This is a genomic window from Morganella morganii, assembly GCF_019243775.1.
In the GTDB taxonomy this organism is placed as follows: Bacteria; Pseudomonadota; Gammaproteobacteria; order Enterobacterales; family Enterobacteriaceae; genus Morganella; species Morganella morganii.
The window spans coordinates 937,068-961,123 of sequence record NZ_CP069157.1; the positions used below are offsets into that span (position 1 = coordinate 937,068).

The window sequence follows — 24,056 nt, forward strand, 5'->3', positions numbered from 1 at the left end:
GGTCATTTGTGGTAATAGGGTCACAGGTATAATGTCACGCGAATTCTTCCGAAAAGTTGCGGATAAGCAACATATAAAACTTACTTACATCACTCATTTCTATTGTAATCAGCAAGATATTTCTGAAGTTATCAATTTGCTTCGTGAATATGAAAGCATGCCAGCATCCGTGCTGGACTATGTTCAGTTTGTCATTGTTGATGACTGCTCCCCGCTTGAGTATGAAATTCCTGAATTTGATTTAAATCTGACATGGCTGCGGATCACAACCGATATTCCGTGGAACCAGGGTGGTTCCCGTAATCTGGGGGTGACCTATGCGGCGTCAGACAAAATTCTGATGACCGACCTGGATCATGTCCTGCCGGTTTCGACGTTTACTTATCTGATTAATGCGGCAAACCCGGGCCGGACATTCTATAAACTCTACCGCCGGGGTGAGCAGGGGAATCTCCGTAAAGGGCATTCCAATCTGTTCTTTATGTCCCGCGCCCGCTTCTTCCGTTTTTACGGTTATGATGAAGAGTTTTGCGGCCATTACGGCGCGGAAGATTACCGTTTTGTGAAACTGCAGAAATATCACGGCTCCCGTCAGCGCTACCTGCCGAAATCGGTGTATGCCACAGAGCGGATTGTGGATCGTGATAAGTCTTATCATACGCTGGACAGAAGTCTGGAATACAACACGCCGGTTGATAAACGCAAGCATGAGGAAGTCTGCACGTATGGTGCGGAATCCGGTCATTCCCGGCTGTTCCTGGATTTTGAATGGAAAATTCTGCGGTCGGTCTGCCGTACATCGCCGGTAGTCCGGGAGAAAAATCCGGGCTGGAAAGCCCGCTGGTGGCTGCGCTGGTTATTTGCGCCGCTGGCAAAATAAAGCAGCATAAAAAAAGCGCCCATCGGGCGCTTCTTTGTATCTGTCTGATTTATCAGAATGCTTTGCTGTTTTTAGCAATAATAGCAGCAGCACGGGTCAGATAAGAAAAGAAAGTTTTGATGCTTTTCATAATAAACTCCTGCTTTTGAGTAAGTGATTAAGCCTGTTTGGCTTTGATGGCGCTACTATACCATTTTTGTGATGAATGTCAAATTTTATATAAACTTTATTTTAAGATATTAAAATTGTCTTTAACTACGGCAGGACTCACAATAACCGGTGATCTGCAGATCAAAAAAAAGCGCCCATCGGGCGCTTTTTTTGTATCTGTCTGATTTTAATCAGAATGCTTTGCTGTATTTTGCAATGATAGCAGCAGCACGGGTCAGATTGGAAAAGAAAGTTTTGATGCTTTTCATAATGAACTCCTGCTTTTGAATTAGGTTGGTAAGCTGTTTTGCTTCGATGGATGTATCATAGCATTTATGTGATGTTCGTCAACTTTTTTATCAAAAATATTTTTAAATATTAAAATTATTTTTTGGTAATATCCGCCGGATTGCGGATTTTCCTGCATTCTGGTTATAACTCAGTCCGATTCAGTCTTACAAAATCCCGCTATATAAGATTTTTCCGGTTTAATATTTTATATCGATATAAAAATGACAGTTAAATTAATAAGTTATTGACTTAATTTGATTAACTTAAACAAAATATTTGTCCGATATGGCCGGAAAATTCACGTAAAGTATCCCGCTGTTACTGAAATGTTATCCGTATGGAACAGCAAAGGGTATTTATCAATGCAATGGAAAAATAGTGCGCAACGGTACGGGCACCTCTCCGTTCTGCTTCACTGGGGCGTGGCAATCACCGTTTACGGGATGTTTGCACTGGGGCTGTGGATGGTTTCGCTGGGTTACTATGATGTCTGGTATCACCGCGCACCGGAGATCCATAAGAGTATCGGGATCCTGCTGTTTATTGTGCTGGCTGTCCGCATGATCTGGCGCTGGCTTTCCCCGCCGCCGCCGGCATTATCCACTTACAGCCGGTTTACCCGCATCAGTGCCGCACTGGCGCACTGGCTGCTGTACGGTATTTTGTTTGCCATTCTGATCACCGGCTATTTTATCTCAACGGCAAATGGTCAGGCGATATCGGTTTTCGGCTGGTTTGATGTACCGGCCACAGTGACAGACGGCGCAGAGCAGGCGGATACCGCCGGTACGGTTCACCTGTACCTTGCCTGGTCGGTTGTTGTGTTATCGGCGCTGCACGCGCTGGCGGCACTGAAACATCATTTCTTTGATAAAGACGCCACATTAAAACGCATGCTGGGCATGAAACCCTGAACGGGCTGCCCGTAATTTTATTATGACGGAGTGAATATGATGCTGAAGAAAGCACTGGTTGGTTTAAGCGCAGGTATGATGCTGCTGGGTTCCGGTGCGGCAATGGCCGACACCTATAAGATAGATAAAGAAGGGCAGCACGCCTTTGTGCAGTTCCGTATTCAGCACCTGGGTTACAGCTGGCTGTACGGGACATTTAAGGATTTTGACGGCACATTTACCTTTGATAAGGCCGACCCGGCAAAGGATAACGTGGATGTGACCATCAAAACCGGCAGCCTGGATACCAACCATGCTGAGCGTGACAAACATCTGCGCGGCGGGGATTTTCTGAATACAGAGAAAAATCCGGAAGCAAAATTTGTTTCAACCAAAGTAGAAAAGAAAGGCGACGACTTTATTATCACCGGTGATCTGACGCTGAACGGCGTGACCAATCCGGTTACTCTGGATGCAAAACTGACCGGTGAAGGCAAAGATCCGTGGGGTGGTTACCGCGCCGGTTTTGAGGCAACGGGGAAAGTCTCACTGAAAAGCTTTAATATTAAAGCCGATCTGGGACCGAAGTCTCAGGATGCTGAACTGATTATTTCCGTTGAAGGCGTAAAAATCTGATTATTTTTACAATCTGAACAATTATCGGGGCCTGCAATAGCAGGCCTTATTAATTTGTGTCACTATCACTTTCAGTGATAACTCAGCGTATCAGAGGAAAGTGCGTGAATAAAAAACTCAGCTTATTATTGGTTCTTATTGTTGCCGTGGTCTTTGCCGGTGCCGGTTATTATATGGGTAAGCGGGATAATGTTTTTTCTGTCACCGCCGTCAGTAAAGACGGAGCGGCAACACAAAAATCACTTGAAGCAGAGATGATGTCGGAATCGATGCAGTTTGTTGAAGTGGTAGGCAAAATTTCCCCGGAAAAATATAAAGGCCTGAAGAGTAATATCAGGAACTATGACACCATGACCCGCGAGCAGAAAGTGGCATGGATGAATGATATCGCCGGGATGACGGCAGTGTTATTAATTGACCGGATCCCGTATGCCTCTGATGATGCCCTGAATGCCTTCGCCGGGGCGGTAAAAGAGCAGGCGGAAGGTTATCTGGTAAAAGATCCGTCCGGACAGCAGTGCTTTAATAACTTTTTCCCGGCACTGAATAAATTCCCGCAGAATAAAGCGCAGTTTACCTATAATGAAGCCGATATCCGGATGCTGAAAACCGTGAATCTGATCCTGACATCATCACTGGAAGACCGGAATACCGGTAATGTCCCGGCGCAGGAAGCTTATAAGGTATTAGGGGATGTTTATCAGAAACTGTCAGAAAAATACGGTGATAAAGTGATGTTGCTGAGTGACCTGAATAAAGGCGCGGAAGACCCGGTCACCACCTGTCTGATTGTCGGCGATTTTTATGACTTATTCACGAAAGAACCGAATAAAGCGGCTACCGCTGAGGCGCTGCGTCTGATTTTGTCTCAGTAAATATCTCCGGGTACCGGATAATAACCGCAGCGTTTATGACTCTGCGGTTTTTTTATGTCCGGCGGACAGAAACGGAAATGTGCAAATCGTGCTGTTTTCTGTATCCGGATAAAAAACAAACACATTTCAGTAAAACACGATACTTTGTTTAAGAATCGGGAAAGGTAAACAGAAAATACTCTGATACCCGAAAATGAACCGGGCAGACGAATAATCAGGGGATTTTTACCGTAATCGCTTTTTATGTGTTCTGTCTCTGTCACTGAGAGTGCAGAAATAAGTATCAAAATATGCAGCGGATATTACTTAAATATCTGATTATTTCCCTATATTCATTTGCTGTTCATCATAATCCGATAAATAAGTTACATATTTTATTGTGTTCAGCAGATGTTTTGTTTCTGTTTATATTGTTTTCGGTTTTCCCCTGTAATATTTCACTTACCGTTACTTTTATAGTGATTCAGGCTATTCTGTGCGCAATATTTTTGGCTTAACTTTATTACCGGGGTATTTTGATGGACAACACATCAGCGCAGTCTTCTGCTGCCCAGCCTTCTGACAAAAAAACATCGTCATCCAATCCCGCCAGACGAAAAATCTGGCTTGCGGGAACGTCACTCCTCTTTATTGTGCTGCTCGCCGGCTATCTTATTTACTGGTTCATGGTGCTGCGTTATCAGGAATATACCGATGACGCCTACGTGGTGGGCCTTCAGGTGCCGATCGTCGCACAAACCACCGGTAATGTGACACAGGTGAATTTTGAGAATACCGATCTGGTGCATGCCGGGGATGTGCTGGTAGTGCTGGATAAAACTAATGCTGAACTGGCTTACGCGCAGGCCCGTCATGATCTCGCGGCCACGGTGCGGCAGACTCAGGAACTCTATTTTAACCGCGACCAGCTCGGTGCGGTTATCGCCCAGAAACAAGTGATGCTGAATCAGGCACAGAATGACTATGCCCGCCGCAGTGTGTTAGGACAGCGGGGGACTATCTCCAAAGAAGATTTACAGCACTCACGGGAAGCGGTTGAAGAGGCGCAGGCATCCCTGAATGCGTCTGTGCAGCAACTGAATGCCACCAAAGCCCTGCTGAAAACCACGGCGCTGGCGGATCAGCCTGCGGTGCTGCAGGCGGCGGATAAAGTCCGTGATGCCTGGATTAACTTACAGCGCACGGAAATCCGCAGTCCGTTTACCGGGTATGTCTCCCGCCGCAACGTGCAGGTCGGGGCTCAGGTCAGCCCGAATGCCTCACTGATGGCGATTGTACCGGTCGAACCGGTCTGGATTGATGCCAACTTTAAGGAAACGCAGCTCAGTAGTGTGCGTATCGGGCAGCCGGTCACCATTACCAGTGATTTTTACGGCGATAAAGTGACCTTTAACGGCACGGTAGCCGGGCTGGATATGGGTACCGGCAGTGCCTTCTCTCTGCTGCCTGCGCAGAATGCCACCGGGAACTGGATCAAAGTGGTGCAGCGTCTGCCGGTCCGGGTAGAGCTGGATCCGCAGCAGGTTGCCAGATATCCGCTGCGTATCGGGTTATCGATGAACGTGACTATCGAAACCAAAAATACCGATGGCCCGGTTCTGGCCAATGTCCAGCGTGATACCCCGGCCTTTAAGAGTGATGTGCTGATCCCGGATCTGGCACCGGTCAATGCGGTGATTGCACAAATCATTACCGATAACGCCAGTTAATCAGCGCGGGGCTTTATTGTGGCTAATCAACCATTAACAGGCATGAAACTGGTCTGGGCGACCATCGCGCTGTCGATGGCCACCTTTATGCAGGTGCTGGACTCCACTATTGCCAACGTGGCGATCCCGACCATTTCCGGCGATCTCGGTGCTTCTGTCTCTCAGGGCACCTGGGTTATTACCTCATTCGGGGTATCCAACGCGATTTCCATCGCGATTACCGGGTTTCTGGCCAAGCGTTTCGGGGAAGTACGGGTGTTTATCTGGTCCACCGGGCTGTTTACCCTGACGTCACTGCTGTGCGGGTTATCAGAAAGCCTGGAAATGCTGATTTTCTTCCGCGTGTTACAGGGCGGGGTGGCCGGGCCGATTATCCCGCTCTCACAAAGCCTGCTGCTGAAAAGTTACCCGCCCGCCAAACAGAATACCGCGCTGGCACTCTGGTCGATGACCATCATTCTGGCGCCGGTGTTCGGGCCGATTATGGGCGGCTATATCAGTGATAACTTCCACTGGGGCTGGATTTTCTTTATCAACGTACCTATCGGTATTGCGGTGGTACTGGTCAGCCTGATGCTGCTGCGCGGTATGGAATCGAAGGTGACAAAGGTTCCGCTCAATGTGATTGGCTTGTCGCTGCTGGTGGTCGGGATCGGCTGTCTGCAAATCCTGCTGGATAAAGGGAAAGATCTCGGCTGGCTGGAGTCAGATGAAATTGTCGCACTGGCCATTATTGCAGCCGTTGCGCTGGTCTTCCTGGTGATCTGGGAACTGACGGATAAAAACCCGATTGTCGAGTTGTCGCTGTTTAAGTCGCGTAACTTTACCATCGGCACACTGTCGGTCAGTCTGGCGTATATGGTCTATTTCGGCGCAATTGTACTGCTGCCGCAGCTGCTCCAGGAGGTGTACGGCTATACGGCTGAATGGGCAGGGCTGGCGCTGGCGCCTATCGGGCTGGTGCCGATACTGATTTCCGCGTTTGTCGGTAAAATCTCCAATGTGGTGGATTTGCGCTGGATTGTAACCTTTAGTTTCGTGGTGTATTCCGTCTGTTTCTACTGGCGCGCCTATACTTTCGAGCCACAGATGGGGTTCTATGCCTCGGTCTGGCCGCAGCTGGTGCAGGGTTTTGCAGTGGCCTGTTTCTTTATGCCGCTCACCACCATCACGCTTTCCGGTCTGCCGCCGGAGAAACTGGCCTCGGCCTCCGCGCTGGCCAATTTCTTCCGGACACTGGCGGGATCTATCGGTACATCGATCACCACCACGCTGTGGAGCCGTCGCGAATCGTTACATCATTCTCAGCTTACGGAATCCATCACCGCGTATAATCCGGAATCGGTACAGATGTATCAGGAGATGGCGCAGCACGGGTTATCAGAAGCGCAGACCTCCGCCTATCTGGCGAAGGAAATTACCGCCCAGGGGCTGATTATCAGTGCCAATGAGATTTTCTGGCTCTCCGGCGGCGTCTTCATCGGATTGATTGTTCTTATCTGGTTTGCCCGGCCGCCGTTTGCCACAAAATCCTGATAAGGACTACAGTAATAAGGAAGCGTAACCGGTAAGCTGCCGGTTGCCGGACGCAATGAAAAGGGGTTTTTCATGACATTTAAGCGAATTATACTTGCCGGTGCGGTCGCGTCGGCCACATTACTGGCTGTCCAGATTGCTTCCGCCTGCACCCGGCTGGTGTATCTCGGGGATGATGCGCAGGTGATCACTGCCCGGTCAATGGACTGGAAAAGTGATGTCGGTACCAATTTATGGATCTTCCCGCAGGGGATGGAACGCGATGGTGCCGCCGGGCCGAATTCCGTGAAATGGGTGTCAAAATACGGCAGCGTGGTGGCTTCCGGCTATGATGTTTCCACCACCGACGGCATTAATGAAAAGGGATTGTCCGCAAACCTGCTGTGGCTGGTCGAATCCGTGTATCCGACACCGGAAAGCAACAAACCAACCCTGAGTATCTCTGCCTGGGCACAGTATGTGCTGGATAACTACGCGACCGTTGAAGAAGCGGTTACCGCGCTGGAAAAAGAGCCGTTCGCAGTGATCACCGATAAAGTCCCGGGTGAAGAGCGCCTGGCGACACTGCACCTTTCATTATCCGACGCTTCCGGTGACAGCGCCATTATTGAATATATTGATGGTAAGCAGGTAATTCATCACAGCCGTAAATATCAGGTAATGACCAACTCTCCGGTATTCAGCGAGCAACTGGCGCTGGACAGCTACTGGCAGCAAATCAACGGCACCGTGATGCTGCCGGGCACCAACCGTTCCGCTGACCGTTTTGCGCGCGGGTCTTTCTATATTAATGCGATTCCGAAAGCGACCACGCCGAATAAAGCGGTGGCGTCTGTATTCAGTGTGATCCGCAATGTGTCTGTGCCGTTCGGGCTGAATACCGAAGAAGAGCCGAATATCTCTTCCACCCGCTGGCGTACGGTGGTGGATCACAAACGTCAGATTTATTTCTTTGAATCGGCGCTGACACCCAATATCTTCTGGGTTGACCTGAAGAAAGTGGATTTCAGCAAAGAAAACGGCAAAGTGAAGAAACTGGATTTGGGTCCTGAACAGCAAAACATTTATTCCGGTGATGTGGCAAAGGATTTCACCGATGCTAAACCGTTTGTCTTTCAGGGGATAAACGAAGTTATCGCCCGTCAGAAATAAAAGTCATTTACGCCTCACCGGAAAGGATATAAGATGTATTTAAAATGCATCTTTAAGGTGAGGCGTAAAATGGAAAACTTAGTCTGCTATAAAACCCTGCCGGTCTGGCAAAAAACCACTATCCCGATGGCCTTTACGGATCGCCATAATACGGCGGAAGGTACATGGGCGCAGCTGACGGTTCTGGCGGGGGAGATGGATTTTGTCGTTTTCGGTGAAAATGGCGAAGAGACCCGCTACCACTTTGATACCGCGCATCAGCCGCCGCGTCTTGACCCGCAGGTGTGGCACAAAATTGAATCCGTCAGTGATGATATTTCCTGTCAGCTTGCCTTCTGGTGTCAGCCTGAAGATGAATTCTATAAAATCCACGGACTGACCCGTCCGCACTCCGAAGTCCGTGAACTGGTGACAATGACAAAACCGGGTAAAACACTCGATTTAGGCTCCGGACGCGGGCGCAACAGCTTTTTCCTGGCGCAGCTCGGTTATGACGTGACGGCCATGGATATCAATCCGCAGCACATTCAGGCGATTGAGGATGTGAAAGCCACTACGGGGATCAGCAATATCCGCACGCAGATGTATGACATCAACCAGCATGCGTTGCAGGATGATTACGATATCATTATTTCCACTGTGGTGCTGATGTTCCTGAAAAGAGAGAATATTGCCGCGATCATCGCCGATATGCAGGCGCATACCCGCCCGGACGGGTATAACCTGATTGTCTGCCCGGTGGAAACAGAGAATATGCCGTATGATGAACTGCCGTTTGACTGCTTCCTGAAACCGGGCGAGTTATCCGGTTATTATGCGGACTGGGAGATCCTGAAATACAACGAAAACCCGGGACATCTGCACCGCACTGATGCGGCAGGCAACCGGATCCGATTAAATTTTGCCACCCTGATTGCCCGCAAAAAAGCCTGATTAATATTACCCCCGCGGCGCGTCACCGGTTTTTTCCGGCGGCGTGCCGTTCTGCATCAGGATCCGCTCCAGCAGTACCGAATACAGCGGACGTCCGCCCAGATACTGCGCCAGCAGTGTTGCCCCCAGACATGTGATAATCATCGGCAGGATCAGCTGATAGTTATCGGTCATCTCCAGTACCAGCACAATACCGGTCAGCGGCGCACGGACGGTGGCGGCAAAGAGCGCCCCCATCCCCGCAATGGCGAAGGTCGCCGGTTCAATCTGATACTGCGGAAACAGCAGCATGGCGGCATAGCCGAAGAAACTGCCGAATAGTGTGCCGAGTGCGAGTGTCGGCGCGAAGATCCCGCCCGGCGCACCGGAACTGAAGCAGATAACCGTGGTGAGCACACGGAACAGGAAGATCATCAGAATACCGGTCAGGGAGTAGTGCAGTGCGGCGACATCCGGGATCACCGCGAATCCGCCGCCGGTTACCTGCGGCCAGTACAGCCCGGCAATACCGCATAGTCCGCCAATCAGACCGCCGGTAGCAACAAAACGGGATGTTTTATCCTGATAAAAACGGCGGAATTGTGTCTGCATGGTGAGCAGAAAGCGGTTAAACATCACACCAATCACACCGAAAACCATTCCCAGCACCAGATAGAGCCAGAGAGTATTCAGCGGGGCGGCATGGTATTTGCCGATATCCAGAATCGGCGCGCCGCTGTTAAAGGTCTGAAAAACAATGCTCGACATGATCACGCCGATAAAAACGGCTTTGATGGAAATCAGGCTGTAACGGAACTGCGGACGCATTTCCTCAATGATAAACAGGATCCCTGCGAGCGGTGCGTTAAAGGCGGCGGTCAGACCGGCGGCGGCACCGGTGGCCAGCAATGTGTGGCGGGATTCCTGGTTTTTCACCCCGGCCAGCGCACTGACCAGCCCGCTGATATTTGCCCCTAACTGCACGGTCGGGCCTTCACGCCCCAGCACCATACCGGAGCCGAGAGTACCCAGCCCGCCGATAAATTTTACCGGCAGCACCCGCCACCAGCGTACCGGGCGGACATCCTGCAATGCCCCTTCAATTTCCGGGATCCCCGACCCGCCGGATTCAGGCGAAAAACGCCGCACCAGCCAGTAACCTGACATGGCCAGCAGGGCGGAAACAATAAACATCAGCGGGATAAGTATTTCTTTATTATCTGTCAGTGAAGACAGAGAGCTGACCCGGTATTCACCAACCCAATTGACCCCGCGTTCAAACAGCACACCGGTAAAACCGGCGAGTGCGCCGACGGCAGCCGCCAGCAGCAGGACAGTAACAGGGGCGAGATTGCGTTCTTTAAGGCGTTTGAGCACACGATAACGGCGTTTAAGCGTGGCTGTCGTATGCGGTAAAGCATCTGACATGGCTGAACATGATCCATTCTAAATAAAAATTAATCACTATTTTAATTCAATTTGTGACAAGTGACACCCTTCACAGATTCAAAAATCCAACGCAAATCCGGACATTTTTTGTTCGCATTCCCGGCATTTTTCCGCTTTATTAATAAATGATAAATAAATGTTATTTATATGTAATGCGTAAAATAAAAAAGTAACAGGGCCGGTCAGGAGGGGTGAATGGATTTGATAACAGAGTGGCTGGGCGCGCTGAACGGCGTGGTATGGGGTGTGCCGATGCTGGTGGGAATACTGGGTGTCGGCTTATATATGCAGATTCGGCTGGGTTTTTTGCCGATTCGTAAACTGGGAACCGGGTTCAGATTATTATTTCAGCGCAATGAATCACGCGGGGAAGGGCAGATCTCCCCGTTTAACGCGCTGATGACGGCATTATCCGCCACTATCGGCACCGGCAATATTGCCGGTGTGGCAACAGCAGTGGTGATGGGCGGGCCGGGGGCGCTGTTCTGGATGTGGATGACGGCACTGGTGGGTATGGCGACAAAATACTCAGAAGCCGTGCTGGCGGTTCGTTATCGTGAAGTGGATAAATACGGGCAGTATGTCGGCGGCCCGATGTATTACATCAAAAACGGCCTCGGCCCGAAATGGGTCTGGCTGGGAACACTGTTTGCGGTATTCGGTGCCTGTGCCGGGTTCGGTATCGGGAACACGGTTCAGGCCAACTCGGTGGCGGATGTGCTGGAGAGTAACTTCGGCATCAATAAATGGGTGACCAGCGTGGCGCTGGTGCTGCTGGTCGGTGCGGTACTGATTGGCGGGATCCGCCGTATCTCAGACGTGGCCGGTAAACTGGTACCGTTTATGACCGTCGGCTACTTTGGTGCCGGTCTTGTGGTGCTCGCGCTGAATATCAGTGAAATTCCGGCGGCGTTTTCCCTCATTATTACTTCTGCCTTTACACCGGTGGCGGCACAGGGCGGGTTTGCCGGGGCGACCGTCTGGGCGGCTATCCGTTTCGGGGTGGCGCGCGGCGTATTCTCCAACGAGGCGGGTCTGGGCAGTGCGCCGATAGCGCATGCTGCCGCGAAAACCCAGAACCCGATCCGTCAGGGGCTGATCGCCATGCTCGGTACCTTTATTGACACCATTATTGTCTGCTCGGTAACCGGCCTGACCATTGTCATTATGGGCGGCTGGCTGACAGCGGAAACCGGTGCCACACTGACCGCTTCCTCTTTCAAAGCGGCGATTCCGGGCGGAAACTATATTGTGGCGATTGCACTGACGATTTTTGCCTTCACTACAATCCTCGGCTGGAGTTTTTACGGTGAGAAGTGCGTCCAGTATCTGTTCGGCGTGAAGGCGATTAAGGTTTTCCGTGTGCTGTGGCTGATAGCACTACCAATTGGCGCCACACAGTCTCTGGAGTTTGTCTGGCTGCTGGCGGATACCCTGAATGCCATGATGGCGATCCCGAACCTGATAGCACTGATCTTATTAAGCCCGGTGGTATACCGTCTGACGCGTGACCACATCCGGGATGTTAATGCGGACAGTATTGATATGGCGAATGAGTTATATCAGAAGAAATAACGGTGGGAATTGTAAATAACGGGCAGGAAACTGCCCGTTATTTTTCTGATGCAGCAACTGATGTGATGATCAGGGTTGCAGCCAGAACAGGCCGCTGCCGTCCAGAGCGGTAAAGGTTTTATGCAGCATCAGGCTGTCTGCCTGCGGATCGAGCTCAGGAAACAGTGCCGGATGCAGCATTTTGGCAATAGCTTCCACCGCAATAATATTGAATGGAGTGTCATAGTATTGCTGATACAGTGCCAGTACCTGTTTCTGCTGATACGCCGTGAGATACTGCAGTTTCGGCCGTGCCATCAGTTTTTCCAGTGCCGGTACAGCCCGCTCCTCAGAGCCGGTATAGCCGAGCGGTACTGAAGCACTGCCTTTGCGGGTATTTTCCCAGTCGGCGACGGTCATCAGATAAAACTGCGGGTCAGCGGCAATAATCTGTTCTTCACTCACCTCACCGCCCATACCGTTTTTAAACCAGTCTGCACCGAGGTTATGACCTCCCGCAGCGGCAACAAACTCCCCGAAGTTACCGTTACCAAAGGTTTTACAACAGCTGTTTTCCCCGGCAAGACCCGCCGCTCGTTCAATAAAGACTGTGGGCTTTTTGTCTTCCGGAATATTTGCAACCCGCGAGCGGATAAGATCCAGCCGCTCGCGGTAAAAATCATTAAATGCTGCCGCCTGTTTTTCCTGCCCGAAGACCTGCCCCAAAAGCGTCATGCTTGGCATGGTGTTTTGCAGCGGATACTGACGGAAATCGATAAATATCACCGGAATACCGCTTTTCTCCAGCAAATCCAGGGTGCCGCTTTCGGTCAGTTTACTTTGCAGTCCGGTATCGAAAATCACCAAATCCGGCTGATAAGTCAGCGCTTTTTCGACACTGAAATCCGATGTGTAAGGGTTCGGAAATACCGGAATATCTTTCAGCTGCGGAAATTGTTTTTCATAAGCCATGCGCAGATCCGGTGCTTTTTTGGTCAGTGCATCATCCCATGCCGCAATACCTTTCAGCGGTTCAGACGGATGCAGAATATTCAGCGCAACCAGTACCCGGCTGTCTGCCAGCATGATACGGGATACCGGGGCATTGACGGTGACTGTCCGCCCGGCAATATCCGTCACCGTTATCAGTTCCGCTGTTGCATTGAGCGGAAACAGTGCCGCGAGTGCGGCACAAAGGGTGATGATAAGGGCCGGAAAACGTCCGGCAGCGTGGAATATGCGTTTCATTATATGAATGACCTTTAAAACTTCACGGAAGCCTGTGCAAAGAAGGTGCGCGGCTGCCCGGCGTAAATGCCGTAGTTATTATCTGTTGAACGGGTAAAGCTGGCCTGATCAAACAGGTTTTTCACCCCGGCGGCAAGTGTCAGATCTGACCATTGCGGGCCGAAATGATACTCCGCACGCGCATCCCACATCATATAGCCCGGAATAATGCCGTAACGTCCGTCTGCACTGCCTTCGGTAATGTAATTTTTCCCGGTTCCCGGTGACTGCTGTTTTGACTGCGCATAGGTGTTGAGATTCCACACCCAGTTTCCGGTTTCATAGCGGGCACCGGCAGTAAAGAGCTGGCGGGAGTAGAACGGCAGATCTTTATCCGCAAAATTACCGCGTTTGCTCACTGCTTTTGTGTAGGTATAAGTGCTGTAGATACTGACGCCGTCGAGCCATTTCGCGGTTTCACTCAGGTCATAATTCAGTGCCAGTTCTACCCCCTGATGGGTGGTCGCACCGAGGTTGGTCCAGCCGGTCGAGTTTTCAATGTATTGCAGCTGATCATTGAAATCGATATAGAACAGGGTCATTTCCGCAGACAGCAGACCATCATCAAACCGTGTACCGGCTTCATAGTTATGGGCTTTTTCCGCACTCAGGCCGTTTGCCGGATCATTACCCGCGCCGCCGGTATTGAGCTGGAAATATTGCAGGCTGCCGAATGAGCTGCCGGCGTTGGCGAACAGTTTCCACTGATCATCAATATGATAAATCACCGACAGTGCCGGTAACGGTTCGCTGTAGCTCTTGCTGCGGAACTGGTTACGGAAACCGTCATCGAGATGAATTTTTATATTTTCATAACGCAGGCCGGGAATAACCGTCCAGTTACCAACATTAATGGTGTCATCGATATAGATGGCATGGGCCTCTGTACCGCCGGAGGTGTGCTGATAGTAGCTGTCGGTCTGAGGGCGTGAGCTTTGAGAACCGGTCGGATACCAGCCGGAGCGGTAGGCTTTTTCATCCGCCGTTTCATTCAGATAGCGGTAACCCAGGGTGATTTCGTGGGACTGGTTATCAAAGCGGAACAGCTGTGAATAGCTCGGTTCAATGGCGTAAGCTGTGTAGTGACGCGGATAGGAAACAAGGCGGCTCTTACCGGCACTCGCATTTGTTCCCTCACTTTCAATATAACTGCCCCGGTAACTTTTGCTGAACCAGGTCAGTAATTCAAACTGTTTATCATCTTCCTGGTGGCGGTATTTAAAGGACATATCCTGACGGTTGCCTTCAAAACGGTCAAACGGACGGACAGACTGGTAAGGATCGGCTTTGTACTGTGCCTCTGTCAGGCCGCCCGGCATCCCGGATTGCGCATGGTAATAGTGAAAGTTTGCCAGCAACTCATCAGTGTCACTGAAGGCATAGCGGGTTTTCAGGATGATGTCATCAATATCGGTATTGTCATTATTCTTGCGGTAGCCCTGGCCGTGCAGACCGGAGTAGAGCAGCAGCGCACCTGCAGAACCGTCTTCTTTTGAGCCACCGACAGAGGCATCGGTCAGGGTTTTCAGCCCGCCGGTGCGTGCACCCTGTGTTTTGACGGACGCGGAACCGCTGAAGGTTTCCGGGATCGGTTTAGTGACAAAGTTAATCACGCCGCCGACGTTTTGCGGCCCGTAGCGGACAGAGGTGGCACCGCGCATCACATCAATGCTGCTGATTGAGCCTAACGAGAGTGGTGACATCGATAACTGCGGCTGCCCGTAGGGGGCAGCGGCCAGCGGAATACCGTCGAACAGAATGGTGGAACGCGGGGAAAGCCGTGCCGGAAGCCCGCGGATACCGACATTGAGTGAAACGTCACTGCCGCCGGTGCCGTTACTGTCCCGCACCTGAACACCCGGAATACCACGCAGGGCGTCCGCTATGGTTTCTGCCCCTGACTCATCGATTTGTTTTTTGGTTTTGATGGTCCGTGCGCCGCCGTGGTTCAGCAGCGTATCGCTGTTATCAGTGTTATCCAGCCAGTTGCCGACAACCACAACCGGGTCTTCGGTATCTGCGGTGGCGGCGATACTGCCACCGCTGATAACAGCGAGCGCCAGTGCCAGCGGCGTGAGGCGGGCAGGGCGGCAGGATGCGTTACAGGAATCAGTCATCACTCAGTTTTCCGTGAGAATTTAAGAAGACAAATGATAATAATAACTATTACCTGTGCGCAATAATTTTTTAACGGAAAGTTACTAATATGCTGATTTTTTGGTTCGAAATTCGGGGGTTAAATGATAGTCGTGAGAATTATTTTTGGTGTGAATGTGATCTTGCTGTTTTAGCGGGGAAAGGGCGGTTTTATGGATTAATCCGCCTGTTTTATTCTTTCGTTCCACATCTGGATGCAAGTGCATTTATCCATCTTCTGGTCAGTTGCCTTACCGGTTTATATCACGCCACCTTACCCCAAAATACCGGATAATTCCTTACTCCATATTGCATCTGTAAATAATGTAAATGTTAATCATTCGCGATAGTGATGTGTCGTGCCGGTTAATTTTTGCTTTAGATCAAGCAAAGGAATGATAGTCAGGAAAACCCCTTTTCACCGGTCTGAAATGGCGTATTCTTATGTTGCATATAAAATACAACTTATAAGGAAGCAAGAGCATGTACTGTGTGCAATGTGAACAAACGATGCGTACACCGGTGGGTAATGGCTGTGCCTATGCCCAGGGCATGTGCGGTAAAACCGCAGAAACATCTGACTTACAGGATCTGCTGGTGGCAGTACTGGAAAGTCTTTCAGCGTGGGCGGTTGCTGCGCGTGAATCAGGTATCATCGATCACGACACAGACAGCTTTGCGCCGCGTGCATTTTTCTCCACATTAACTAACGTTAACTTCGATTCTGAGCGCATCATCGGTTATGCGCAGGAAGCGGTTGTGATGCGTGACAGCCTGATGAAACGCTGCCTGGCGAAAAACCCGGCACTGGTTCTGAATCACCCGTTAGCAAACCTGCAACTGAAGGGCACGGATATTGCGTCACTGGTGAAACAGGCGGATGAATTTGCCCTGAATAAAGATAAGCAGGCTATCGGTGATGATATCCACGGTCTGCGTATGCTCTGCCTGTACGGCCTGAAAGGGGCGGCGGCATATATGGAGCACGCCCATGTGCTGGGCAAATACAGTGATGAGATTTACGGCCAGTACCATGAAATCATGGCGTGGCTCGGTACTGATCCGTCTGATATGGGTGAGCTGCTCAACCAGTCCATGGCGATTGGTATGATGAACTTTAAAATCATGGAAATGCTGGATGCCGGTGAAACCGAAGCTTACGGTCACCCGACGCCGTCTTCCGTGAACGTCCGTCCGGTGGCAGGTAAAGCGATTCTGATCTCCGGTCATGACCTCAAAGATCTGCATATGCTGCTGCAACAGACAGAAGGCACCGGTGTGAACATTTACACTCACGGTGAAATGCTGCCTGCACACGGCTATCCGGAACTGAAAAAATACAAACATCTGGTCGGTAACTACGGCAGTGGCTGGCAGAACCAGCAGACTGAGTTTGCCAAATTCCCGGGCCCGATTCTGATGACCTCCAACTGTATTCTGGATCCGAATCCGGGCAGTTATACCGACCGTATCTGGACCCGCAGTATCGTCGGCTGGCCGGGCGCGAAACACCTGACCGGTGATGATTTCAGCGATATTATTGCGCAGGCTCAGGCGATGGACGGCTTCCCGTACAGCGAAATCGAGCACCTGATCACCGTCGGTTTCGGCCGTGAAACGCTGCTCAATGCCGCCGATACAGTGATTGACCTGGTGGCGACCGGCAAACTGCGTCATGTGTTCCTCGTCGGCGGATGCGACGGCAGCCGCGGTGAACGCAGCTACTACACCGATTTCGCCCGTCAGGTTCCTCAGGACTGCCTGATTATGACTCTGGCCTGCGGTAAATACCGTTTCAACAAACTGGATTTCGGTACCCTGGAAGGATTACCGCGCCTGCTTGATGTCGGTCAGTGCAACGATGCGTACTCCGCGATTATGCTGGCGGTGAAACTGGCTGAGAAACTGGGCTGCGGCGTCAATGATCTGCCGCTGACACTGGTGCTCTCCTGGTTTGAACAGAAAGCGATTGTGATTCTGCTGACCCTGCTGGCGCTGGGTGTGAAGGATATCTTCACCGGCCCGACTGCTCCGGCATTCCTGACTGACAATCTGCTGAATGTACTGAATGAAAAATTCGGTATGCGTCCGATTACCACTGTTGAAAATGATTTACACGCTGTGTTAGGCGCGTAATTGCTGTAACTGTTAGCACCGGAGAGGGCGGTCACGCCTTCTCCGGCACGGAGTCAGGAGAGCCCGATGACAATGCCGACGTCTTTATGTCCGAACCGCATGCAGGTCCATTCTGTCAGGCAGGAAACCCCGGATGTGTGGACTATCAATCTGATTAACCACGATTTTTATCAGTATCACGCAGGGCAGTATGCGCTGGTGAGTATCCGCAACAGTGATGAGACACTGCGTGCTTATACCTTATCCTCCACACCGGGACTGAGCCCGTTCCTGAGCCTGACGGTGCGCCGTCTGGATGACGGACAGGGTTCCGGCTGGCTGACCGGCGAGGTGAAACCGGGTGATTACCTGTGGCTGTCTGATGCACAGGGTGAATTTACCTGTGATGCCCGCCCGGCAGAGCGCTATCTGATGCTGGCCGCCGGTTGCGGCGTGACACCGGTGATGTCGATGACCCGCTGGATCCTGCACCGTCAGCCGGAAAGTCAGGTGACGGTGATTTTCAACGTGCGTGATAAACAGCAGGTGATTTTTGCTCAGGAATGGCAGCAGTTGCTGACTGCATTCCCGGCCCGTCTGCGCCTGATCCTGATGGTGGAAAACAGTGATGAGACGGATGAATTGTTATCCGGCCGCCTGTCAGAAGAAAAACTGAAGGCGCTGATCCCGGATATCGCACGGCACACGGTGATGACCTGTGGTCCGGCGCCGTATATGAAGAATGTGCAGACATTCTGTCAGGCGCTGAATGTGGATCCGGGCAGCTTCTTTATGGAGCGTTTCGGGCCGGAGCCGGAAGCGGAAGCCGGAGAGCAGATGGTCACCATGACCATTCAGTCCCCGCTGCGTCAGGTAAAAGTACCTGTCGGTATGACCCTGCTGGCAGCGATGGAAGCTAACAGTGTACCGGTGATGGCGGCCTGCCGTGCCGGTGTCTGCGGCAGCTGTAAAACCCGCGTCCGCAGCGGTGAATACACCACCACCAGCACCATGACGCTGACCCCGGAAGAGATTGAACAGGGTTATGTTCTGGCGTGCAGCTGTCAGATTCAGGGCAATGTTGAATTAGCCTGATTGAGAATCATTCTGTATAATTGCAAAAAAGCGCCGTTTTCAGCGGCGCTTTTTCTGTTTCCGGCGGATAAACGCCGGGTTTCCGCTATGCTGTAAATGTGATCATAATAAAAAAGGATTTTCAGCAATGAATAAGACAGAGTTTGTAGCCCGCGCCCTGACTGACGTTCTCGGTGAACATATCGGTGATGAATCCCTGGTTGAACAGTATTTTTCCCGTGATTATGTTCAGGTGGTGAATGGTCAGACAATTGAATTCCCCGCATTTCTTGCCCATCTTAATGCCCTGAAAATGGCAACCCGCAGTATTACCATTGAGATTAAATCCATCGCTGAAGGCGGGTCCTGTGTGCACACTCAGCATATCGCGAAAGCTGAAAAAGTCAGTGGCGAGCACGCCGCCTTTGAGGTTTTCGCCTGTTTCCGTCTGGCAGACGGTAAAATTGTCCGCTGTGAGGAAGTGACACGGCAGCTGACCGGTGATGAGAGCGATAATGATCTGGGTTCCCGGACCTGATTTGTAACCTCAATGGTTTCTAAACGAAATAGTAATAGTCCTCGCCATATAATTTCTGAGAGTTATAATTCGCGCCGCATTTAAGGTGCAGTATCTCGTTAGGCGAGGCTCCTATACAAACAAAGGTTGCTGATCTGACGACGTCGAGAGACGCCCAAGATTAGGACAGGTTATATCGAACAGAAGGTATAACCCGAAGTAACTTCCCGCAGTCTGCGGGATACGTTGTATAGTGCTAAAACCGAGACGTGAGATAGCCTACGCATTCTCTCATCTGGTTTCGCCCCTATTGGAGTGCTGTTTGAAGTCCATAACAGACATTAGGGTCACACATCATGAAGTTAACCAACTACGAAAAAGCGGACGCGCTGGTCATTTCCGCGCCATCCGTTAATCCGCCACACCATACCGATCGTCCGCAGCGTAATGATGAAGACGCAGTCAGTGCTTACATGAGTCAGGCGTATATCCGCGTGACCGTGTCAGACACGATTGCTGCCGTCAAACGCACCCTGCGTGAGGAACTGGAAGGTGAGCAGATCCCCACTTATTTATATGTACTGGATGAGGATAATTACCTGAATGGTATCCTGCCGGTCAAAGCCCTGCTGACCGCAGCGGAAGATATGTTTGTCGCCGATGTGATGCGCCAGACGTATTTTTCGGTGTCACCGGAGCAGTCCCGGCACGACGTGTATGAGCTTATCAACAACAGCGGGATTGATACTGTGCCGGTGGTGCAGTTCGGCAAGCTGGCCGGTATTCTGCGTCCGCAGGATATCGCGGAGCTGATTGAGGATGAAAACACCCAGGATGCGGCATTACAGGGCGGCTCCCAGCCGCTGGATGAGCCTTATCTGAGCACCAGTCCGTTCACGCTGTGGCGTAAGCGCGCAGTCTGGCTGCTGATGCTGTTTGTGGCGGAAGCCTATACCGGTACGGTGCTCAAGGCATTCGAGGAGCAGCTGGAAGCCGCTATCTCGCTGGCTTTCTTTATCCCGCTGCTGATCGGCACCGGCGGTAACAGCGGTACTCAGATCACCTCAACCCTCGTCCGTGCCATGGCACTCGGGGAAGTGAGCCTGCGCAATATCGGTGCGGTGCTGCGCAAAGAGCTGTCCACGTCACTGCTGGTCGCCTTTACCATGGGATGTGCGGGGATGATCCGTGCCTGGTTCCTGGGGGTCGGGCCGGAAGTGATGATGGTGGTCAGCCTGACACTGGTGTGTATCACGGTCTGGAGTGCGGTGGTGTCTTCTATTATCCCGATGGTGCTCAAGCGTCTGAAAGTGGATCCGGCAGTGGTTTCCGCTCCGTTTATTGCCACACTGATTGACGGCACCGGGCTGATTATCTACTTCGAGATGGCCAAACTGATTATGACTGATCTGGTGTAAGGTCGCACGGGGATGATATTGCAGCTGCACTGTTATCCCACACCAGCGTACTTTTACAGTGACGGCACAGGTACTGACTTTCCCCGCGCAACACTTTGTTATGGCGGCGGACAGTCAGTTCATGTGCCGTTTTGCATTGGCAGCGGTAAGTGAATGTCCGGGCGCGGACAGACGTCACATCAAAGCGGTGTGTACGGACGGCCGGAACACCCAGCACCTCTGTCATCATCCACTGCCATTCCCGCCCGTGAGGCGCCACGCGTCCGAAACGGCGGTAAACCAGCAGATGCGCCAGCTCGTGAGGAACCACATCCTGTATAAATCCGGGGCCGTTTTCCGTCAGTAACACCGGATTGAGGCGGATTTCCCATGTTTGCAGGCAGGCGCTGCCGGCGGTGGTGCCGCGCTGACGGTAGTTCAGCTCAGGCTCCGGATAATCCGTCTTCAGCACCCGGCAGGCGCGGGCCAGATAATCACGCAGGGTCTGCATGCAGGCCTGCTGTAATGCGGTGGGGACTCGGGTCGGTTTCATAGCCGGAAGCTTAGCGATACTGACGTAAAGCTGCAACCGTTATCAGCATGTTGTATATGTTGCAAAATAATATTATATTTAATTATATAATGTAGTAAGGAATAAATTCATGACACCAACACTGCTTACCGATATGCAGGAAGCCGCCACCGGCGTTGCTGCCCTGCTGAAAACACTGGGGAATCCGGATCGTCTGCTGCTGCTCTGTCAGCTGAGTCAGGGGGAATGCAATGTCAGCGAACTGGAGGAGCGGACCGGCATCAATCAGCCGACGCTGTCACAGCAACTGACGGTTCTGCGCAATGAAGGACTGGTGCACACCCGGCGTGAGGGAAAACGTATCTATTATTCCGTGGCAGATGAAAAAGTCCTGATATTGCTCACCACGCTGTATCAGCTTTATTGTCCTGAAAAACAAGGAAAATAATATGATTATTGATAGCGCGGCTTTTACGCCGGTCAGTGCGGCACTGGGCGGACTGATGATCGGCATTGCGGTTGCTGTACTGTTACTGTTTAACGGGCGGATTGCCGGGATCAGCGGGATCTTCGCCAATATGTTCACAAAGCAGAGCGGCTGGCGGATAGCGTTTATTGCCGGGCTGGCAGGGGCACCGTGGGTTTACAGGTTGTTTGCCGGTCAGCCGGATGTGGTGATCGCTGCGGATTATCCGCTGCTGATTGCGGCCGGTCTGCTGGTCGGTTTCGGCACGCGGCTGGGTAACGGCTGTACCAGCGGACACGGTATCTGCGGTATGGCGCGGTTATCAAAACGATCATTTGCTGCCGTGGCGGTGTTTATGGTCAGTGCTTTTCTGACTGTCTGGCTGATGAAATAAGGATACGCTATGCCTGTTATCACTGCATTAATCAGCGGGATTTTGTTCGGCCTCGGTTTGCTGGTGGCCGGGATGGGTAATCCGCAGAAAATTCTGGCGTTTCTGGATATTACCGGCAACTGGGATCCTTCACTGTTGATCACCATGGCGGTAGCGATGGCGGTCAGTATGGTTGCCTTTACGGTGGCTAAAAAACGTAAAAAGACCGTATGCGGCACGCCGCTTGAGTTACCGGCGAACAGTAAAATTGATAAACGGCTGCTGACCGGCGCACTGCTGTTTGGTATCGGCTGGGGGCTGGCGGGGATCTGCCCGGGACCGGGGATTGTTTTATCCGGGATGCTTAGTATCAAAGGGCTGGTATTTACTGCGTCAATGATTGCCGGGATGGTGATTTTTGCACTGTATTCATCACGGCAGTGCAGTAAATCATAATGTATTTACGGATTCAGAACATAAAAAAACCGGCTGAAAAGCCGGTTTTTTGTGCCTGTTAATATAACAGGGAATTATTTCAGACCAGCGGCTTCGCGCAGCTGCTCTGCTTTGTCGGTTTTTTCCCACGGGAACTGAGGACGCCCGAAGTGACCGTATGCTGCGGTTTCCTGATAAATCGGGTGCAGCAGATCCAGCATCTGAATCAGACCGTACGGACGCAGGTCGAAGAACTCGCGCACCAGCAGCGTAAGTTGCTGGTTGGAAACTTTACCGGTACCGAAGGTTTCTACCATAATGGACGTCGGCTCTGCCACGCCAATTGCGTAGGAGACCTGGATTTCACAGCGGTCAGCAAGACCGGCAGCGACAATATTTTTTGCCACATAACGGGCCGCATAGGCTGCGGAACGGTCAACTTTTGACGGATCCTTACCGGAGAATGCGCCGCCGCCGTGACGTGCCATGCCGCCGTAGGTATCGACGATGATTTTACGGCCGGTCAGACCGCAGTCACCCATTGGTCCGCCGATAACAAAACGGCCGGTCGGGTTGATGAAATATTTGGTGGTCGGATCCAGCCACTCAACCGGCAGAACCGGTTTGATGATCTCTTCCATCACCGCTTCATGCAGATCTTTCTGTGAGATATCTTCAGAGTGCTGGGTTGACAGCACAACCGCATCAATCCCGGCGATTTTGTTGTCATCGTAACGGAAGGTGATCTGGCTTTTCGCATCCGGACGCAGCCACGGCAGCGTACCGCTTTTACGTACCTGAGCCTGACGCTCGACCAGACGGTGAGCATAGGTGATTGGTGCCGGCATCAGCACGTCAGTTTCGTTTGAGGCATAACCAAACATCAGACCCTGGTCACCGGCACCCTGCTCAAGCGGGTCAGCGCGGTCAACGCCCTGGTTGATGTCGGCAGATTGTTTGCCGATAGCACTGATTACCGCACAGGAATCAGCATCGAAGCCCATGGATGAGCTGGTATAGCCAATCTCACGGACAGTACGGCGCGTGATTTCCTCAATATCAACCCATGCCCTGGTGGTGATTTCACCGCCGACCAGAACCATACCGGTTTTGACATAGGTTTCGCAGGCAACACGCGCTTTGGGATCTTGTTCTAAAATCGCATCAAGGACTGCATCCGAAATTTGGTCGGCAATTTTATCCGGGTGTCCTTCAGATACGGACTCAGAAGTGAAAAGATGTGTAGTCATTATTTTTCTCTACCTTAAGTGAAGTGAACTTTCGGTACATTGATGGATGTATTAACTTCTAGACGGCTATTCTAATGTATAATCGGCAGTGGTTCCAGAAATTTTATAGTGCCTCCGGTTTTTCCGCTGGTTTTTTTCACTTTTCAGAATGTGTTACGTGACTGTTTTTATTTTTTACACTTATCCGTCATTTTGATTTTGCATTTTTGTGTCATAACCGGTATAAACTGCGGCCAGTAGCTGTGAATTTTTCTTCAGTTATAAACGGCAGAAACTCAGGTTTTCTGTATGATTCAGGCGGGGGTTACGGTGTGTAATCCTGTGTGGGGGTAAATGGGTTAATGAACCATTATCTGCTGCTTGTTGACGTTCAACAGCCACGTGCTTTACAGCATGTGTCCGCGTCTTTTTCTGTTCTCTCTTCCTCTCTGACTGAC

Annotated in this window: 21 protein-coding genes and 1 riboswitch; of the genes, 16 read left to right on the forward strand and 5 right to left on the reverse strand. The window is 51.3% G+C overall.

The features are described from left to right. The first annotated feature begins 31 nt into the window (after window positions 1-31). The 8 genes from JL661_RS04245 (at window position 32) to tehB (ending at window position 9,055) form a co-directional block, all read left to right on the forward strand. The gene (locus JL661_RS04245) at window positions 32-880 is read left to right on the forward strand and encodes a glycosyltransferase family A protein (RefSeq protein WP_004237741.1); all 849 of its coding nucleotides are present in this window, start codon (window positions 32-34) and stop codon (window positions 878-880) included. Between the two features lie 803 nt (window positions 881-1,683). Beyond that, window positions 1,684-2,235 (forward strand): cytochrome b, encoded by a 552-nt coding sequence (locus JL661_RS04250; RefSeq protein WP_015422926.1) that lies wholly within the window; start codon window positions 1,684-1,686, stop codon window positions 2,233-2,235. Between the two features lie 39 nt (window positions 2,236-2,274). Further along, entirely contained in the window at window positions 2,275-2,850 is a 576-nt protein-coding gene (locus JL661_RS04255) for a YceI family protein (RefSeq protein WP_032098366.1), read from the forward strand. A 104-nt stretch (window positions 2,851-2,954) separates the two neighbouring features. Continuing rightward, window positions 2,955-3,725 (forward strand): hypothetical protein, encoded by a 771-nt coding sequence (locus JL661_RS04260; protein ID WP_004240944.1) that lies wholly within the window; start codon window positions 2,955-2,957, stop codon window positions 3,723-3,725. A 518-nt stretch (window positions 3,726-4,243) separates the two neighbouring features. Continuing rightward, window positions 4,244-5,434 carry an EmrA/EmrK family multidrug efflux transporter periplasmic adaptor subunit gene (locus tag JL661_RS04265; protein ID WP_004237750.1) on the forward strand — a complete coding sequence of 397 codons (1,191 nt, stop codon included), beginning with the start codon at window positions 4,244-4,246 and terminating at the stop codon, window positions 5,432-5,434. Between the two features lie 42 nt (window positions 5,435-5,476). Continuing rightward, on the forward strand, window positions 5,477-6,970 hold the full coding sequence (locus tag JL661_RS04270; RefSeq protein WP_004237751.1) for a DHA2 family efflux MFS transporter permease subunit: 1,494 nt from the start codon (window positions 5,477-5,479) through the stop codon (window positions 6,968-6,970). 72 nt (window positions 6,971-7,042) lie between these two features. After that, window positions 7,043-8,122: a linear amide C-N hydrolase gene (locus tag JL661_RS04275; protein ID WP_062772704.1), complete on the forward strand. Its 1,080-nt coding sequence runs from the start codon at window positions 7,043-7,045 to the stop codon at window positions 8,120-8,122. Between the two features lie 69 nt (window positions 8,123-8,191). Next, entirely contained in the window at window positions 8,192-9,055 is an 864-nt protein-coding gene (gene tehB, locus JL661_RS04280) for an SAM-dependent methyltransferase TehB (protein WP_036416747.1), read from the forward strand. Between the two features lie 6 nt (window positions 9,056-9,061). Here tehB and clcA read toward each other — a convergent pair whose 3' ends face one another. Then, the gene (clcA, locus tag JL661_RS04285; protein ID WP_004237754.1) at window positions 9,062-10,462 is read right to left on the reverse strand and encodes a H(+)/Cl(-) exchange transporter ClcA; all 1,401 of its coding nucleotides are present in this window, start codon (window positions 10,460-10,462) and stop codon (window positions 9,062-9,064) included. A gap of 216 nt (window positions 10,463-10,678) precedes the next feature. Between clcA and JL661_RS04290 the strand changes: the two genes are divergently transcribed. Continuing rightward, window positions 10,679-12,058, forward strand: a complete 1,380-nt coding sequence (locus JL661_RS04290) for an alanine/glycine:cation symporter family protein (protein ID WP_024474815.1) — start codon at window positions 10,679-10,681, stop codon at window positions 12,056-12,058. Between the two features lie 69 nt (window positions 12,059-12,127). Here the strand turns inward: JL661_RS04290 and JL661_RS04295 are convergent, their stop codons facing one another. Further along, window positions 12,128-13,285 (reverse strand): ABC transporter substrate-binding protein, encoded by a 1,158-nt coding sequence (locus JL661_RS04295; RefSeq protein WP_036416749.1) that lies wholly within the window; start codon window positions 13,283-13,285, stop codon window positions 12,128-12,130. A gap of 14 nt (window positions 13,286-13,299) precedes the next feature. Beyond that, window positions 13,300-15,441 carry a TonB-dependent receptor family protein gene (locus JL661_RS04300; RefSeq protein ID WP_036416752.1) on the reverse strand — a complete coding sequence of 714 codons (2,142 nt, stop codon included), beginning with the start codon at window positions 15,439-15,441 and terminating at the stop codon, window positions 13,300-13,302. A 502-nt stretch (window positions 15,442-15,943) separates the two neighbouring features. Here JL661_RS04300 and hcp point away from each other — a divergent pair. From hcp to JL661_RS04320, 4 genes are all read left to right on the forward strand, one after another. Beyond that, window positions 15,944-17,596 carry a hydroxylamine reductase gene (gene hcp / locus JL661_RS04305; protein ID WP_062772707.1) on the forward strand — a complete coding sequence of 551 codons (1,653 nt, stop codon included), beginning with the start codon at window positions 15,944-15,946 and terminating at the stop codon, window positions 17,594-17,596. Window positions 17,597-17,662: 66 nt separating this feature from the next. Continuing rightward, a complete protein-coding gene (gene hcr, locus JL661_RS04310) occupies window positions 17,663-18,670 on the forward strand; it encodes an NADH oxidoreductase (protein ID WP_046024155.1) in 1,008 nt (335 codons plus the stop codon). Between the two features lie 127 nt (window positions 18,671-18,797). Then, window positions 18,798-19,187 carry a nuclear transport factor 2 family protein gene (locus tag JL661_RS04315; RefSeq protein ID WP_004237761.1) on the forward strand — a complete coding sequence of 130 codons (390 nt, stop codon included), beginning with the start codon at window positions 18,798-18,800 and terminating at the stop codon, window positions 19,185-19,187. 87 nt (window positions 19,188-19,274) lie between these two features. Beyond that, window positions 19,275-19,447, forward strand: a riboswitch (M-box (ykoK) riboswitch). Between the two features lie 75 nt (window positions 19,448-19,522). Beyond that, entirely contained in the window at window positions 19,523-20,584 is a 1,062-nt protein-coding gene (locus JL661_RS04320) for a magnesium transporter (RefSeq protein ID WP_004237762.1), read from the forward strand. On the opposite strand, the gene JL661_RS04325 is transcribed toward JL661_RS04320, so the two are convergent. Next, entirely contained in the window at window positions 20,565-21,116 is a 552-nt protein-coding gene (locus JL661_RS04325) for a SprT family zinc-dependent metalloprotease (RefSeq protein WP_004237763.1), read from the reverse strand. The two genes, JL661_RS04320 and JL661_RS04325, sit on opposite strands and share 20 nt — an antisense overlap. A 109-nt stretch (window positions 21,117-21,225) precedes the next feature. Between JL661_RS04325 and JL661_RS04330 the strand changes: the two genes are divergently transcribed. Genes JL661_RS04330 through JL661_RS04340 form a run of 3 tightly spaced genes read left to right on the forward strand, consistent with a single transcriptional unit; the run spans window position 21,226 to window position 22,390 of the window. After that, window positions 21,226-21,543: an ArsR/SmtB family transcription factor gene (locus JL661_RS04330; protein WP_004237764.1), complete on the forward strand. Its 318-nt coding sequence runs from the start codon at window positions 21,226-21,228 to the stop codon at window positions 21,541-21,543. Window position 21,544: 1 nt separating this feature from the next. Next, complete coding sequence (locus tag JL661_RS04335; RefSeq protein ID WP_004237765.1) at window positions 21,545-21,955, forward strand: YeeE/YedE family protein; 411 nt, start codon at window positions 21,545-21,547, stop codon at window positions 21,953-21,955. A 9-nt stretch (window positions 21,956-21,964) separates the two neighbouring features. Then, the gene (locus JL661_RS04340) at window positions 21,965-22,390 is read left to right on the forward strand and encodes a DUF6691 family protein (RefSeq protein ID WP_004237767.1); all 426 of its coding nucleotides are present in this window, start codon (window positions 21,965-21,967) and stop codon (window positions 22,388-22,390) included. 74 nt (window positions 22,391-22,464) lie between these two features. Here the strand turns inward: JL661_RS04340 and metK are convergent, their stop codons facing one another. Then, window positions 22,465-23,619, reverse strand: a complete 1,155-nt coding sequence (gene metK / locus JL661_RS04345; RefSeq protein WP_004237769.1) for a methionine adenosyltransferase — start codon at window positions 23,617-23,619, stop codon at window positions 22,465-22,467. Window positions 23,620-24,056: the final 437 nt, after the last annotated feature.